The organism is Clostridium punense (assembly GCF_017874425.1).
Lineage (GTDB): Bacteria > Bacillota > Clostridia > Clostridiales > Clostridiaceae > Clostridium_J > Clostridium_J punense.
The window spans coordinates 13,938-30,675 of record NZ_JAGGLL010000002.1 but is presented as its reverse complement, the minus strand read 5'-3'; the positions used below and the strand labels follow the sequence as shown (position 1 = coordinate 30,675).

The window sequence follows — 16,738 nt, the reverse complement described above, 5'->3', positions numbered from 1 at the left end:
AGGTTAGAATCTAATAGACATCCTATGGGAAAAAATATAAGAAGAAAGAAGTAAATGCAAATTATTTGCATTTACTTCTTTTTGGTTGTATTATGGTATAGAAAAGAGTTTTGGATAAATTAGGTGACATTGTCTTATAGAAAATAAAAGAGAAGAATCAATATATTTAGGAAGTCTATCCAATTTTCCTCAAACCTTTTGTATATATAAGGTCTAATTAACTTTCTACATCCAAGCAGTTGTCAAATATAGAGGACTCTAAAGGTTATAATGTAGTTTATTTATTAGAACATATATATTAATAAAATAAGATTTTATCATTGAAGTTCATAATATCCTATCTTATGAATAAATGTAGCTTAGCAGAAATATAAATTAGAGGAGACAAACTTGCTTTTATCAGAGTTATATAGGTGAGCTTTTATAAAAGTTAATATAACTAGTCTAGTTAGACATGTAGATCTTATAAATTTTATAAACAAATATTAAATTAACATCTACATAACTAGCTCTATTAGTTTAAAACTGAGATTTTTAAAATCAAATAAAAAAGAAATAAAATAAAAGTTAAACATGGAGGAGATGAACTTGAAAACAAAAATAGATATTTTCTCAGGATTTTTAGGAGCAGGGAAAACCATGCTCATTAAAAAACTAATAAAGGAAAAATTACAGGGGGAAAACCTTGTTATTATTGAAAATGAGTTTGGAGAAGTAGGTATTGATGGTAGTATTTTAAAGGACTCTAATGTTCAAGTAAAAGAAATAAATGCAGGGTGCATTTGTTGTACTGTTACTTCCGATTTTAATAAATCCATTAAAGAAGTTATAGAAAGATTTAAGCCTACTAGAATAATAATTGAACCTTCGGGAGTAGGAAAGCTTTCTGATATATTAAAGGTTTGTAGAGGAGAGGATATAAGAAAGCTGGCAGAGATTAATATGGTAATCACAGTGGTAGATGGAATGAAATATCACACCTATATAAAAAATTTTAGTGAGTTTTACAAAAATCAAATTCAACATGCTAATACTTTAGTAATCAGTAGAAGTCAAAAATTATCCTTATACAAGCTCATAGAAGTAGTAGAGAACTTACAAAAAATTAATGGTAAAGCAAATATAATTACAACTCCTTGGGATAGTATAACTGGGGAAAAAATAATTGCCCTTGGAGAAGGCAAGGAAAAGGATAACTTAGAAGTGGTAAATTTAGTGAAAAAGCCAGTAGCGTTAGTTGGCGTAAGAACCACTGTAAACCATAAGGCAAATGAAGTTTTCCAAACAGTAGGCATCGAAACACCAAAGACTTTCAGTAAAAAATCCCTTGAGAATTTCTTGAAGATTATGGAAAAGAATTCAGCATATGGAACAGTTTTAAGAGCAAAAGGAATTGTAGAAACTGAAGATAAAAAGTGGGTACAGTTTGATTATGTACCAGATGAATTTCAAATTAGAGAAAGTCATGCGGAATATACAGGAAGAGTATGTATTATTGGTAGTGGATTAAATAAAGAAGCAATAAAAAAGCTATTTCTTAACTCAAAATAGGAGTAGTGATTATTATGAAAACAGATATTGAGATTGTTACAGGTTTTATAGGTTCAGGAAAAACTAAGTTTATTAATGCCCTTCTAGAAAGTACATTAAGTAAAAATGAAAAGGTTATTGTAGTACAGCTTGAAACAGGGGAAACAGAAATAGAAAGAAAGTTCAAAGAAGATAACAGGGTAAGATTCACAACTTTAACTTATGGAGAGTTTTCAGAAAAAAGATTTAGTCACATACTGCAAAGAGTTACACCTCATAGAGTCATAATTGAATTTAATGGCACCGAAGATATTAATGAATTATTGGAATTAATTCATTGTAAAGAAATAAAGAAATTTTCAAAGTTAACTTCCACTTATTTTATATCAGAAGCAGCAACTCTTCAGCCATATTTAAGTAATATGGGAAGATTTTTAATGCCTTGTATGCAGTTAAGCAATTTAGTAGTTATAAATAATACAAAGTACATGGAAGACAACTCTGTAGCAAGGTTAAAAGAATTTATAAAGGAATATAAAGAATTTGTTCCAGTTTTAGAGGTTAAAGATATAGAAAATATAAAAGAAATAGTAAAATATAGCAAGCTATTTCATAGGGGAACTCTAAAAAATTGGGATGTATTTTTAAAAGATTTATTTAAATAAGAGCTTTCAGCGTTTTATCTATAGAAATTAAAAGCAACACTTGACTTATATATGAAATTTATATTGATTATGTTAGGGTTTTGAGTATAAATAAATCAAGATTACAAGATAAAATCTTGTATAGACAGCCACAGTGAAAACTAATATTATCCAACAATTTACTTTGAATAATTATTAATTGAAAAGTAATTGTGATAGTAGGGATTCAGTGTAAATATGTCTATATAGTAAATGAAAAATTAAAGGAGAAGAGTAGTGGAGAATAGAGTAATTTATGAAAAAAGATATGAACTCTTTATTTACGCAGCTATAGTGGGAATTATTGCTATTAGTTTACTAAAGCTAAAAACACTAGAAATTATAGATGGAGCCACACTTCAAAACTTTGCAGCTATATTTATAAGTATTATTCTAGAAGGAATTCCTTTTATTTTATTGGGAGCTTTAATTTCAGCTTTAATTCAAGTGTTTGTGTCAGAAGAGGCTATAGCTAAAATTATCCCCAAGAATAAAATTTTAGGATTTCTAGGAGCCTCCCTTTTGGGATTTATTTTCCCAGTCTGTGAATGTGCTGTAATTCCAATAGCTAGAAGATTAATTAAAAAAGGCCTTCCTTTAGGTTTAGGGGTAACCTTTATGTTAGCAGTGCCAATAGTAAATCCAGTGGTACTACTATCAACTTATTATGCTTTTTATGACAAACCCTCTATGGTATTAATGAGAGGTGGCTTTGGAATTCTGGCAGCAATAACTATTGGGCTTTTAGTGTCACTAACTGAAGATGGGAAATCATCACCCTTGAAAAACAAGGGATATAGAGAGGAATATGGCTGTTACTGTGGTTGCGATAGTAATGATGTCTTAAACAAGTATAAATCTAAACTTAATATAATTTTGGAACATAGCATTAGAGAATTTTTGTCTATAAGCAAGTATTTAATCTTTGGAGCTTTTATATCAGCAGTTTTCCAAACCTTAGTTCCAAGGGAACTAATATCATCATTAGGTAATAAGCCTATGGCTTCCATTGGTATAATGATGGCACTTGCTTTTCTTTTATCAATTTGTTCAGAGGCAGATGCCTTTATTGGAAGAACCTTTTTGTCACAATTTACTACGGGATCAGTATTAGGATTTTTGCTTCTTGGACCAATGTTAGATATAAAAAACACCTTTATGCTTTTAGGTAATTTTAAAGGGAAAGTAGCTGGTAAACTTGTAGTTTATATTGGATTAATAATTTTTATAATAGCTGCTTATACAAATGTTCTAACTGGTTTTGGGGTGATTAAATGAAGAAGTTTAATTTTGAAGAATTTTTAATATTTATAATACTATTGGGATTTTCAACTCTTTTTTACTTTTTATTATTTACAGGAAAAATAAATAATTTTATCAGTCCCAAAATGATAAAATATATAATTTTTGCTTTGGTGGTATTTACCATACTAACCTTCTACCAAGGAAATAAGGTTTTTATCCCTAAAACCGTTAAACCAATTAACAAGAGTTTTACCATACTTCTTCTAACTATATTTATAGGCTTTGCGGCAGCTGAAAAAGGAGTGAATCTATCTATATCAAATAATAAAAGTGTAAATCTGCCAAGCTATGTTAAAGGTGATAAGTTTAAAAATTCAGCTTTAGAAAAAAATAATAAGACTACAGAAGATAAGTTAAAGGAAACCCTATTTTCAACTGATGGAAACACTATAGTAATAGAACATAATAATTTTTATAAGGCAGTTAATGATATAGGAATGAATATAGAAAAATATAGAGGAAAAAAAGTAATCCTTAGTGGGTTTGTGTTCAAAAGAGAAGATTTTAAGCCAGACCAATTTGTTGTAGGTAGGATGTCCATGGCTTGTTGTGCAGCTGATGCTCAGGTGATGGGCTTAATGTCAAAATGGACTGAAACTCCTAATTTAGAAAAGGATACTTGGGTTAAGGTGGAAGGAATTATTGGAAGCACAGAGGAGAAGAGCGCAGAAAGTGAAGGAACTTTAATACTACCTTTAGTAGAGATTGTAAATATAGAAAAAATAGAAACACCAGAAAATATATACGTTTATCCATAGAATTAGAGTGTAAGTTTTAGTGGGTTTTATAATCTCTAGAATTTTAGAAATAATGTTTAAACATAACCCCTAAATGCAAATAAAGGACTAAAGGTAGAGCAATATGTTCTATTTTTAGTCCTTGTGATATTATTAGCCCCAAAATTCAGGTTTTTCTTGGTGATCTGCACGAAGAGCCTTTTGAAGTATTGTAAGACTAATTTTATTATCCTTTCTATCAATAGAACAAGGATAGGTAGAACCACAATCCTTGCAAATTAGGTACTCTTTTTCATTAATCTGTTCTCTATTATCAAATAAATAAGGAGTTTCTTTAGTCTCCTTAATATCGGAAACCATATCAGGTGGATTTACTTCATAAGTATACACATAAGTGGCTTCACGCTTCATTTCAAAGTGACTAGAGTTACATTTTGGGCATACTAAGGATTCATCTATAGTTAATTTCATTTATAAAACATCCTTTCTAGCATTTCTCTAACCTTATTATCTCTTAAATGAAGCACTAATATTCAGTGGACTATTAGTAGAAAATAAATTATAGATGTAAATAATAGTAAACCTATTAAATTATATACTGTAAAGACTTTTAGATATTTATTGTTTTCATCCGAATATTCATTTATATAAAGTTTGTATGAAATTACACTAGCTAAAGATGCAATAAGAGTACCCATACCCCCAATGTTTACCCCAAGTAAAAGTTCTTTATAATAGAGGGTAAACTTAGATAGCAGCATAGTTGCAGGTACATTGCTGATAATTTGACTCAGGACAATCCCACTAAAGTAAGAAGAGGGCTTATTATTTAATAATGCAGACATATAAGATTTAACTTCCTCTAGATTGGATATATTTCCAATAAAAATAAAAAAGCCCACAAAAGTAAGAAGTAAACTATAATCAACCCTAGAAAATAGATTTTTATTTAAAATTAAAACTGTTAGCAAGGTTATAATAAAGGTAGTTTTGTAGTCAACTATATGAAATACTGAGAGAATAATTAAAAAGAATAAAATAGAGAAAATAATAGTATGGGTGGTATTTTTTATAGCAACATTCTCTAATTTAAAAGTTAAATCTCTATTTTTCTCTAAAAGTATTAATACAAGAAGAAATAGAATACCTAAAATCATTAAAGGTATTGTTGTTTTAAAAAATTCCAAGGGCTTAACAGTGTAGAAAGAATATATATATAAATTTTGTGGATTTCCCATAGGAGTTAAACTACTCCCAAGATTTGCACCTAAGGTTTGAAAAACTATTAATTTCATTACATTAATCTTTGTCTTTTTTCCAATGATTAAAGTTAGAGGAACGAAGGTGATGAGAGCTACATCATTGGTTACAAGCATGGAAGTGAAAAATGTCATAAAGATTAAACCTAAACTGATATATTTGTAGCTTGTACTTTTATTTAATATGTAAGTGGCCATAGCATCTAAAACCTTTAAATCTTTATAGGCTTCAACTACTACCATTAAGTTAAACAGTAAAATTAGAACTTTATAATCAATATATTCCAATTTAGGCACGTTCCAAAGTGAAGATAATAGTGCGAGGGTTAGTGCAAGGATAAGCACTAGTTCTTTTTTTATAAATTGTACTAAAAGGTTGCTTTTATTTAAATAATTTATAGTAAGTCTCATAATAAATTGCTCCTTTTTACTTAATTCACCACCATATTATAAATCAAAACTAGTTTTTAATCTATACATTAAAAATACAATAAGATACACCCTATAAATAAGAAGATTAGAAGGGTATAATTTAAAATATAATACAGGTAAAAGAGTTGCATTAAAAACTCATAAAGATTTTATTAGGAGGGTAGCGATGGAAAACTTAAGCTTTAAGGAACTCAATCAAAAGATATCGAAAAAACTTTTGACTTCAAGGTATCTAAGAGTAAGTAATATTTCAAAGGCGTTAATTGGAGAATTCTTAAAAAGCGATTCATATATAGAAAATTTAATTGCTATGTCAGAAGAAAAGGACTTTACCTGCAGGAAGACCCTTTACTTATGTGAAGGTCTAATGAAAAATATACTAGATAGTGTTAAGTCGAAAAAAGATTATGTGCTTAAAGAAGAAGAATTTAATTTAGATATCAACTTCAAAGATGAAAATAATGAAAAGCAGTGGCTAAGTTATTTGTACAATTATTCCCTAAAAAAGGCTTTTCCTGATGCAATATCAATTAAGCTAAATTCAGATTATGATGCTATTTGTGAGGCTTACCTTAAGGTTTTAAGAGTAGTATGTGAGTTTCAAAAGATCACAGAGGATAATACTTGGCAAAGCTTATATCCAATGAAGTTTTTGACTGAAGGAGAAATACAAGGGCTTGAAAGTGATGAAGAATATATTAGATTTCTTAAAGCTTTTAAGAGAGATTATATTTATGAAACCATGAAGCTTAATGGTGAGGTCTTTGGATATAATACCTTAGATCATATTTGTGGGGTTCATCATTTATCCTTATATATTGGAAGACAGGCAAAACTCAAGAACCTTCCAGTGGATTTAGGAAGAGTTTCAGGAGCTGCAGCAGGTCATGACATCGGTAAGTATGGCTGCAAGGGGGAAGAACTAAGAAGAGTTCCTCATCTACATTATTATTATACAGACCAATGGTTTAAAAAGCATAATATAAACTATATTAGAAATATAGCTATAAATCACTCTACTTGGGATTTGGAACTTGAAAATCTTTCCCTTGAAAATTTGATTTTAATATATTCAGACTTTAGAGTGAAAAATATTGAAACAGATAAAGGTGTGAAAATGCACATTTTTTCCCTTGCAGATTCCTTTAAGGTAATTTTAGATAAGTTAGAAAATATAGATGAAAAAAAGGAAAAAAGATATAGAAGAGTTTATGCAAAGCTAAAGGATTTCGAAGATTATTTAGTGAGCATTGGAGTTAATACTACCCTTGAAGAAACTCAAAATCTAACTCTTAATGAAAGACCTATCTATTCCTTAATGCATGGAAAAGAAGTAGTTCAGAATTTAAGGTACCTTTCAATAAACCACAACATAAAGCTTATGTATGCTCTTCGTGATGAGTACTCTATTGAAGAGATTTTTGAGCAAGCAAGAAGTGAAGAACATTGGAAAAATTTAAGGCAATATATAAGAGTTTTTGAGGAGTATTCCACTTATTTAACTCAGAAACAAAAAATTCAAACTATGAGATTCTTATATGATAATTTAATTCATCCAGAAGATGATATTAGACGTCATTGCGCTGAACTTATAGGAGTCTTAATAGGGATTTTTGATGAGGACTATAATAAGGAAATCCCTAAAAAGGTAATTTTAGATAGACCAGAAATAAATAGTGGGCAGCTTTTTAAAGAGTATTTAGACCTACTTCTTAATCCAAGTCATAAAATAATACCAGGACATAGAACTTGGATAGGTTATAGCACTAGAATAATGGTAAATTCGCTTTTTAAAAATTGTAGAAAAACCATGATAACAACATATAGAAATATACTTATGGATTATTATAGGACAACAGGTGTTTTAAGTAATGAAACTCAGTTATTTCTTATTGAAACTGTAAAGTATATTCCTATGGAGCCCTTTGATGAAAGTTTAACAGTGGTATTCAAATATATAATTTCTATGGCTAAAAAGAGAAATGCTAGTTTAAGACTAGCAGCCTTAGAAGCTATTGGAGATGTACTAGAAAAAATACCTAACAACAGCCTAATTAGAGAAATCACTAGTGAATATTTGAATGTTACAAATACTAGGAGTAAAATTCCTACAGAGAACTTAATGAAATTAAATTTAGCCAACCTAATGGATTTAGAAGAAAAAATCTGTTTGTTTCAAAGATTTTGTGATCTTGATTCTGTAAGAATTCCAGAAATTTTTCTAAGCAACTTAAAGTCAGCCACGGATTGGGTAAAGAAAAAACACCAAATTCAACTGCTTTTAGAGTATACCTTGAGAAATGTAGAGCTAACTGGACTGCATACAGCTATTCATTTTTGCAATTTATTGAAGGTAAGTGCAGTTGAAACTGTAAGAAAAAGGGCTGGTTTTGCTATTTTGAGGATTATGCCTCGGTTAACCTTAGCAGAAAGAAATGAAGTGGCTGTAGAACTTTTAAGAGCATTAGAAATAGATGAGCATAGATTTACAGAATATATCCCACCACTACTTGGAGAAGTACTTCTTTGGTTAGAGCCAAAGGAACTAAATGAAGTAATTGATGATTTTAAAATTAAAATAAAGGCATCAGAAGAAAATATACAACCTTTAATCTTAAAAACTATTGGAATCTGTGTTGCAGGCTATGGGAAATATAAAGATAGATTTAGTGAAAAGAAGGAATCCAATAGTAGCAGACTTGTAAGTATGATAGGCATATTATTAAATGGTCTTGGTGATTATAAAATTAGAGTGAAACAGGCAGCAATAAGCACTTTAGGTAAGGATATTTTTGGAGCGAAAACCCTATCCTTAGAAGAAAAATATGATATTTTTAAACTTATTGGTAAGAAGGTACTAACCTTAATTACTGATGATGAGAGAGACAGAATTATTTTCCTTACTAACTCAGCAGCCCTAAATCACATATATAGATTTATTTCTGATTATAGCTTTTTCAAAGGGGAAATTGATATACCTACATGTTCTAAAGTAGCCTTTTTTCCTGGAACCTTTGACCCCTTCTCCTTAAGTCATAAAATAATTGCAAGGGCAATTAGGGACATGGGCTTTGAAGTCTATCTAGCAGTAGATGAGTTTTCCTGGTCAAAGAAAACCTTGCCTAACATACTAAGGAAAATTCTAATAAATATGTCCATTGCAGATGAATTAAATATATTTATTTATCCAGAAGTATTCCAAACCAATATATCGAATTCAGAGGATTTAAGAAAGCTCAGAGAAAACTTTAGTCATTCACAAGTTTATTTTGTAGCTGGTAGTGACGTTGTACTAAATGCTTCTTGTTATAAAAAGTCTCAAAGCGAAAATTCTATCCATACTTTTCCACATATTATTTTTGAAAGAGGAAAAAGTAAATATTTAGAGGATGTTAAACAGAAAATTAATGAGGAAGTAATGGTTTTAAATCTTCCTCCAAGCTATGCAACTATTAGTTCAAGTCAAATTAGAGACTACATTGATAGAAATCGTGACATATCAAGTTTAATAGACCCGTTAGTTCAGCAGTATGTATATGAGAGAGGCTTCTATCAAAGGGAACCTTTAGAAAAAACATCTTTGACCTCTTCTAATATAGATGTTGAATTTGCGGAGGAAATTACAGAGGATTTAATTAAAAGTGTTAGTATTTCTTCCAAGCACAAGGAATTAGTTAAGGTGTTTTTAAAAGAACACTCAGAAAAGACTGCTGCAAAGCTAGTTATAATTAAAAATACAGAAACTCATGAAATTATAGGTTTTTCAGCGCTGCATTGGGTGCGTTCCAATGACCTTTACAGGGAAGTTCTCTGTGATAAAGTTGCTAGATTTATCCGTGAAAGTGGAACAGGGAGGCTTATCCTTATTGATGCAATTTATTTAAATAATAAAGATAAGAATAAGGCTATGGAAGAAATATTAATCACAGAAACCTTAGCTTATGCTATATCTAAAGATTATGAGTATGCTTTATTTAAACCAAGGCAAGATGAGTTTTACACAGATGCTATATTACAAGGTTTATCTTTGTGTGGGTTTAAAGAACTAGATACAATCAATGATAGAATCCCTGTTCTAGGTGTTGATATGAGCAATCCTTGTGTACTGAACTTAGATATTGAAAATGTACTAAAGGAACCTTTTAGAAGTAGCAGTAGAGTGAAAACAGTGGTTTCCTCTACAAGAAGGAGGTTACAGGAGGCTTTAACTGGACTATATCCAGGAGAGCTAATACTTCCTTTTGAAACAGATGTTCTTCATCAAAAAATGATTAAAAAAATATGTGAGGAAAATGGAGTATCCACAAAGGTAAGTCATAATAAGGAATATGGAGAAACTATGTGTGTTCCATATGGGGATATTCTTGATAGATATGTGGTGCCAAACACAGTAACAAAGTCACTTCATACAGAAAAATATTATAGTCCAGATATGAAGAGCTTTTTTATAGGAGAATCACCTTATTATTTGAATCTAGAAAATCAAATGAAAACGATAAAGTCCTTTAATAGGCCAGTGATTCTTGTTGATAATATACTTCATAAAGGTTACAGGATGAAAGCTTTAGACCCACTTTTAAAAAAGGAAGGGGTTGAGGTAAAGAAAATTATTGCTGGAATCCTTTCAGGAAGAGGAAAAGATTTAATGGATATGCAAGAACGGGAAGTAGATGCAGTATACTTTATTCCAAAGCTAAAGGTTTGGTTTAATGAAAACTCTATGTATCCCTTCATCGGAGGAGATGCCCTGTGGAGAGGAGCTTATCCAAGGAGAAATCTAATTCCATCAGTGACCTCGATACTTCCCTATACTTATCCAATTTTTATAAGAAATGCAGATAAAAACAAGATTTTTGAGTTATCTAAGGTTTGTATAGAAAATTCCATTGAAATACTAAGAGCCTTAGAAAATGAGTACCACATATTATATACTCGAAATCTAACCTTAGGCTCTTTAGGGGAAGTATTAACCACTCCACGTAGGCCTGATATTGGAAAGGATATGTACTATGATTTAACTATAGCTCCATCTCATTATCTTCAAAATGATCTAGAGCAATTAAGAAGACTGGAGAATATGTTTTTTTAGATTAACATTTAAGTATTAGCCAAATAATTGACTACTAAAAATTATTACTAAGAGGAGAAACCTATGTTTTATTATAAATACAAAGATAAATTAATTATTTCAAAGAAAAAGTATGAAGAATATGCTTCAAATATTCCTGAGGAACATAATATAAAAAGTGAGATTAATACTAATTTGCTAACCTCAAGCAGTTTTGAGGATTTTCATGAGATTTCGCAGGATGAAGGAGAAGAATATGACGGGACAATTTATGCACTTAATTTATTAAATCCTAAATATTCAAGAAGAAGCTTTGTTGTAAGTCATAAGGAACATTTATTTATAGAGGAAGAAACTCTAGACTTACTTAAGAAACCCCAAAAAATAGAAGAAGAAAAAAGCTTAAATGGAGCTAATCCAGCAATTCCCCAGTGGGTAGCTGATGCTATTGAGGAAAAAAGGATAATTTCCTTAAATATAGGTTACGAAAACTGGAAAGATGTAATTGAATACAAGGAACCCGAAAAGTGGAAAATAAATGTCGTTGGGTTAGGAGATGTAGGTGGAACCCTACTAACAGGACTTAAATTACTAGGATGTGAAAAGGTATCGCAGTTAGGTCTTTATGATAGAGATGAAAATAAGACTAATCGTTGGAAGTTAGAGTTAGGGCAAATTCTTTCTCCCAATATGGTGGAAAGAGATATAAATATTGTAAGGCTTAAAGAAGGGGATATTTTTAACTGTGATCTATTTGTATTCTGTGTATCTGTTGGAGTTCCTGAGGTTGGGAAAGAAGTTCAGGATGTAAGACTTATTCAATTTAAAGGCAACTCTAAAATAATAAGTTCTTATGCAAAGATGGCCAGAGAATGTGGATTCAAGGGAATATTTGCAGTGATCTCTGACCCTGTAGATTTGCTATGCAAGGTAGCTTTTGAAGAGAGTAATAAAGACCAAAGTGGAATAGTGGACTTTAAAGGACTAGCTCCAGAGCAAATAAGGGGTTATGGGTTAGGTGTTATGAACGCAAGAGCCTGTTATTATGCTATGGAAAATAAACAAACTGAAAATTATCCGCTAGAAGGTAGAGCTTTTGGTCCTCACGGAGAAGGACTTATAATAGCAAATAGTATTGAGAATTATAGGGAAGATTTATCTAAGGAATTAACACAAAAAACAAAAACTGCCAATTTAGAAGTTCGTGGTACTGGATTTAAGCCCTATATAGCACCAGCATTATCCTCAGGAAGTTTAGCGTTACTTAGTACAATTAATTCTCAGTGGCACTATAGCGCTAACTTTATTGGTGGAACATTTATGGGATGCAAGAATAGATTTTTAAAGGGATGTACGGAAGTTGAAACCTTAGAATTCCCATTACAGCTATTTGAAGAACTTCAACATACCTATAAACTGTTGGACGAACTTTACAACAGTTGAGAATTTAGAGTTTACAATAGGTTTTCTTAGTGAAATTTAATTCATTTATCCTCAAAAGAACTTAAGGGAAGAAGGTAGTTTTAATTTACGAATTAAGTGTTGAATTTGATTATCCAAAGTTAACAACTTGAATAAATTATTTCCAAAAGCTTTAGAACTATGATAAAGATAATGTATAGGTTAGGAGGAGCTAATCTTTGGAAGAAAAACAAATAATACTTAATCCTAGTTGTCCTTGTACAAGAAAATGTAAAAGGCATGGAAACTGTAAGGAATGTAAAGAAAACCATAAGGATAAGAAATTACCTACATGGTGTAAAAGGGAAGAAAAATTAAAATAAATCTTAGTAATGTGGAGACTTAAGAGATGAAAATTATTTTTATCATCATTAATTGAATTATGATGAATAAATCAATCTTAAAAAGATTTAAAAGAATCAAGCTGGACTTCATATATCAATTAAGTCTTCACTCAGATTCCATATAAGGAGGGTTCTATGGAAATTCTATATGTAATATCACCAAATCCTAATAGGAGCGAAACCATAGAAAATATGGTTCAGGCAGCTTTAGGGAATAGCAACTATACTCTAGTAACTAGCATTGAATTTACTCCTAATTTGCAAAATAAGAAATTATTATTTATTAGTGAAGTTAATGAATTAGGGACAGACTTATATATGATAGAGTACTTATTACGGATGATAAAAAGGGGGAGAGATTGCCTCAAAGGCTCAATAGGTGCCCTTTTAGTTCATAGCGAAACAGAACATGGAACAAAAAGAACTGCTCAAGATATTATATTTGCTGCTAACAGCCTAGGTTGCAGCTTTATTGGTCATCCTTTGGTTGAGGCAATAAACAGTTTAAAGAATCTTCTTACCTGGCAAAAAACTCTAGATTTGTCTCTCGAAGAAATTTGCTATAAAAATTGTAAAGATTTAATTGGGAGATTAATGAGCTATAATTTAGAAGTATTGGAAAATCCTAAAATTTTAGCACTCTACTCGAGTCCTCACAAGACTTCAAATACCCTAGACTTATGGCATCTGGTTTCAAAGCATTTAAAGGGATATGATTTAAGAGAATTGTTAATTGAAGCTGGAGAAGTAAAGGATTGCCATGGATGCTCTTTTAAGTTATGTACTCACTATGGTAAGAATAATAGATGTTTTTATGGAGGAATAATGGCTGAAGAAGTTCTTCCAGCTATTGCTGAATCAGATGCAATTGTATGGTTGTGCCCAAATTACAATGATGCAGTTGCAGCAAACCTAACAGCAGTTATAAATAGACTTACTGTACTATATAGACAAATGTCTTTTCATGAAAAAAGTGTTTTTGCAGTTATAGTGTCAGGTAATTCTGGTAGTGACTCAATTGCTAAGCAATTGATTGGAGCACTAAACATAAATAAAGGCTTTAGACTTCCACCTTACTTCTCTATCATGGCAATAGCAAACGATCCAAAAGCAATCTTCGAAGTGGAAGGAATTGAAGAAAAAAGCAAAGACTTTGCACAAAATATAAAACTGCAAATTAAATGTTAATAACTCTCATGGTGAAAAATCATAGTGTTATATTAAACCTATTATAGAACTTTGGTGAAATAATGTATAAAGTAAAGAACCAAACTAATTACTTAAGTGTGGCCCACAGTAGTTAAAGATACAGTGGGCTTTTAAATTTTAATACTAGTAGAGTTAGTAAAGTTTTATAATTCACAAAATGCTAAAATATTTAAATGTAAAATAGATATTTTATATGATACCTTAGTTAGATTATGAAACATATTTACTCTGTCCGTAAAGATAGAGTAAAATCATATAGAGTTTTACAAAGATTCAAAAGAAGAATTTTAATCATATTCATAAAAATAAAAATATGCTAAGCCTTAACCATCCATTAATTAACAAAGATAAATAATGGATGGATTTTATTCGACTATGTGAAAAATTAACAAGTTTATTTACAAAACCTAGTAGTTGCTGTATAATCTTAGGAAGATATAAGCGAAATAAAGGTGGATTTGTCATATTTTGAAATATAATATAAAATATAAGGTATTTGTTTTTTATTAGTGAACTATGTTATAAGCCTAATAAAAAGCTAAGGATTCTTAAAACTGAAAGATAATTTATTTATTATGATCCAGATTTTAAGTTAGAGTTTCAAATTAATTTTGCCCGGGAAATAAGTTCAGAAAATTCCATTTATAATGAAAATATTCATTTCATAACAGGGAGAAAGTTTTATGGAAAATCACACAAAAGATCCATGCTTGATTAGCATGGAGAAAACAAAAGACAAAGATATTAAAAGTTACTATTCACTCAATAAGGGAATTATAGATGAAAATGAATTAATAAAATCGAAGATTTTTGATGCTGTTTTTAAAGGTATAACAGATATTATTGGTGTGTACAAGCCTGACGGCACAATCATGTTTTATAATGAGGTAGGATATGAGTTTTTTAAGAAAACTCCTTCCCAAATGGAAGGAAAGAAGTGCTATGAAATGCTTGGTAGATGTACAAGATGTAGCAACTGTACAACCATGGAAGTGTTAAACACAAAAACTATGATGAAACTTGAAAAATATATGCCTGAGATTGATAGATATATGGATGTAACATGCAACCCTGTATTTGATGAAGAGGGGAATATAGTACTTGTAGTTGAACAGTTAAGAGACATTACCAAGGAAAAAAAGTTGCAACAGGAACTTATAGAAAGTGAAGAACGCTATAGAAGAATTATTGACTTATCACCAGATGCTATTGTTGTCTTAGTAGATGGAAAAATTGTTTTAGCCAATAAAGAGGCAGCAAGGATAGCAGATACAACTAAAGAAAAACTTATAGGACTATCAATTGAAACTTTTGTATCTATTGAGTACCATAGTTTAATACAAGCAAGGATTGAGTACATATTAAGAGAAAAGGTATCGAGTCCACTGTTTGATTATAAATTAATTACTCTTCATAGTAATGTTATTGATGTGCAAGTATCTTCTAAATATGTAATTTATGGAGGTAGGCCTGCAATTCAATGTGTTATAAGAGATATTACAGAGTATAAAAAATCATTAAATACAGCCTTAAAGGAACAGATAAAATCTCTTGAAAAAATTTTTCCAATTAAAAGTAAGGCTGTTTTAGAAACTTTGTATATACCCTCCAAGATCCTGAGTGGAGATTACTACATAATAAAAAAAATAAGTGAAGACCTAGTATTAGGAGTGCTATTCGATGTTAGCGGAAAAGGGGTTAGTGCTGCTATGAGTATTTCCGCTTTTCGTGTACTCTTTCAAGAAGCAATGAATGTCTTTACAAATCCGAAAGAGTTACTTGATGAACTAAATAAAAAGGTTTCTGATTATCTTGATGAAAGCTATATAGCAGCTTGCTGCTTTAGTTTTAATTTTAAGGAGAACCAGTTAAAGGTTGTAGGTGCAGGTATAAATAGATTCATGTACCAAAGTGAACATATTATCGAAGAAAAAATTGTTAAAGGTCCTTTTTTGGGGATGTTTCCTAATAGTTTATTTGATGAAGAAGTTATTCAAGTTAACAAGGGAGATAGGATTTTCTTTTTTACTGATGGACTAGATATAGTTTTTGATGATGAAAAGATAACTAGTGAAGTTGTTAACCTTCAAAACGTAGGTATAACTAAGGATTATATATATAGCCGCTTTATGGATAAAACTTTAGATGTAAATGTCTTAGTAGATGATAGCACATTATTAATAGTAGAAATTTTATAGATAATGGGGGATATGTTATGAAAACTGTAGAAGGTAAGTGCACCTTATATGGATTGAAAAATTATGACTCAGTAATTAATAAAATTGTTGAGGAGTTAGGGCTTATGGAAAGTTTATTTGATATCAAATTAATACTTACAGAAGCCCTTACGAATGCATATAAGCATGGTAATAATGAAGATAGAAATAAACCTATTATTGTAAATTACTCTTTTGATGGTACAAATTTAACTTTTCACATAGTAGACTGTGGTGTGAGTGAAGAAATTCTTTCTGTTCCAGAAGAATTGAAGGATGAAGACATATTAAAGGAGGGGGGGAAAGGGCTGTTTTTATTAAAGTGTCTTTGTGATAAAGTGGAGTTTTTCAAAAATACCTTGGTAATAAAAAAGGTATTTGCTTAAGTAATTAAAATAATAATACTTAGTGGATAAAGAGGGTTAACAAAGGTTTAGGGCAATTACTATATTAATAAACTATTTCCGACTTCAAAGAGCTTGCAACTATAAGGT

12 protein-coding genes are annotated in these 16,738 nt (G+C 30.4%); 10 read left to right on the top strand and 2 right to left on the bottom strand.

Features of this window, described 5'->3' with window-relative positions; translation table 11 throughout:
- Positions 1-588: 588 nt before the first annotated feature.
- The 4 genes from J2Z44_RS01380 (at position 589) to J2Z44_RS01365 (ending at position 4,276) form a co-directional block, all read left to right on the top strand.
- Positions 589-1,551 (top strand): CobW family GTP-binding protein, encoded by a 963-nt coding sequence (locus tag J2Z44_RS01380; protein ID WP_021281563.1) that lies wholly within the window; start codon positions 589-591, stop codon positions 1,549-1,551.
- 14 nt (positions 1,552-1,565) lie between these two features.
- A complete protein-coding gene (locus J2Z44_RS01375) occupies positions 1,566-2,195 on the top strand; it encodes a GTP-binding protein (RefSeq protein WP_021281564.1) in 630 nt (209 codons plus the stop codon).
- 255 nt (positions 2,196-2,450) lie between these two features.
- Complete coding sequence (locus J2Z44_RS01370; RefSeq protein ID WP_021281565.1) at positions 2,451-3,491, top strand: permease; 1,041 nt, start codon at positions 2,451-2,453, stop codon at positions 3,489-3,491.
- Positions 3,488-4,276 (top strand): TIGR03943 family putative permease subunit, encoded by a 789-nt coding sequence (locus J2Z44_RS01365; RefSeq protein ID WP_021281566.1) that lies wholly within the window; start codon positions 3,488-3,490, stop codon positions 4,274-4,276. The genes J2Z44_RS01370 and J2Z44_RS01365 overlap by 4 nt, the downstream gene beginning before the upstream one ends.
- A gap of 132 nt (positions 4,277-4,408) precedes the next feature.
- Here J2Z44_RS01365 and J2Z44_RS01360 read toward each other — a convergent pair whose 3' ends face one another.
- Both J2Z44_RS01360 and J2Z44_RS01355 read right to left on the bottom strand, forming a co-directional pair.
- On the bottom strand, positions 4,409-4,726 hold the full coding sequence (locus J2Z44_RS01360) for a hypothetical protein (RefSeq protein ID WP_021281567.1): 318 nt from the start codon (positions 4,724-4,726) through the stop codon (positions 4,409-4,411).
- A 62-nt stretch (positions 4,727-4,788) separates the two neighbouring features.
- The gene (locus tag J2Z44_RS01355) at positions 4,789-5,925 is read right to left on the bottom strand and encodes an SLC13 family permease (protein ID WP_021281568.1); all 1,137 of its coding nucleotides are present in this window, start codon (positions 5,923-5,925) and stop codon (positions 4,789-4,791) included.
- Positions 5,926-6,112: 187 nt separating this feature from the next.
- Here J2Z44_RS01355 and J2Z44_RS01350 point away from each other — a divergent pair, with 187 nt between their 5' ends.
- The 6 genes from J2Z44_RS01350 to J2Z44_RS01325 all read left to right on the top strand — a co-directional run bounded on the left by J2Z44_RS01350 (position 6,113) and on the right by J2Z44_RS01325 (position 16,630).
- Positions 6,113-11,035: a nucleotidyl transferase family protein gene (locus J2Z44_RS01350; RefSeq protein ID WP_021281569.1), complete on the top strand. Its 4,923-nt coding sequence runs from the start codon at positions 6,113-6,115 to the stop codon at positions 11,033-11,035.
- Positions 11,036-11,098: 63 nt separating this feature from the next.
- A complete protein-coding gene (locus J2Z44_RS01345; protein ID WP_021281570.1) occupies positions 11,099-12,457 on the top strand; it encodes a lactate/malate family dehydrogenase in 1,359 nt (452 codons plus the stop codon).
- A 197-nt stretch (positions 12,458-12,654) separates the two neighbouring features.
- Complete coding sequence (locus J2Z44_RS01340; RefSeq protein WP_021281571.1) at positions 12,655-12,798, top strand: hypothetical protein; 144 nt, start codon at positions 12,655-12,657, stop codon at positions 12,796-12,798.
- Positions 12,799-12,954: 156 nt separating this feature from the next.
- Positions 12,955-14,007 carry a flavodoxin family protein gene (locus tag J2Z44_RS01335; RefSeq protein ID WP_021281572.1) on the top strand — a complete coding sequence of 351 codons (1,053 nt, stop codon included), beginning with the start codon at positions 12,955-12,957 and terminating at the stop codon, positions 14,005-14,007.
- Positions 14,008-14,711: 704 nt separating this feature from the next.
- Positions 14,712-16,226 (top strand): SpoIIE family protein phosphatase, encoded by a 1,515-nt coding sequence (locus J2Z44_RS01330; protein WP_209649287.1) that lies wholly within the window; start codon positions 14,712-14,714, stop codon positions 16,224-16,226.
- A 17-nt stretch (positions 16,227-16,243) separates the two neighbouring features.
- The gene (locus J2Z44_RS01325; RefSeq protein ID WP_021281575.1) at positions 16,244-16,630 is read left to right on the top strand and encodes an ATP-binding protein; all 387 of its coding nucleotides are present in this window, start codon (positions 16,244-16,246) and stop codon (positions 16,628-16,630) included.
- The last annotated feature ends 108 nt before the right edge of the window (positions 16,631-16,738 follow it).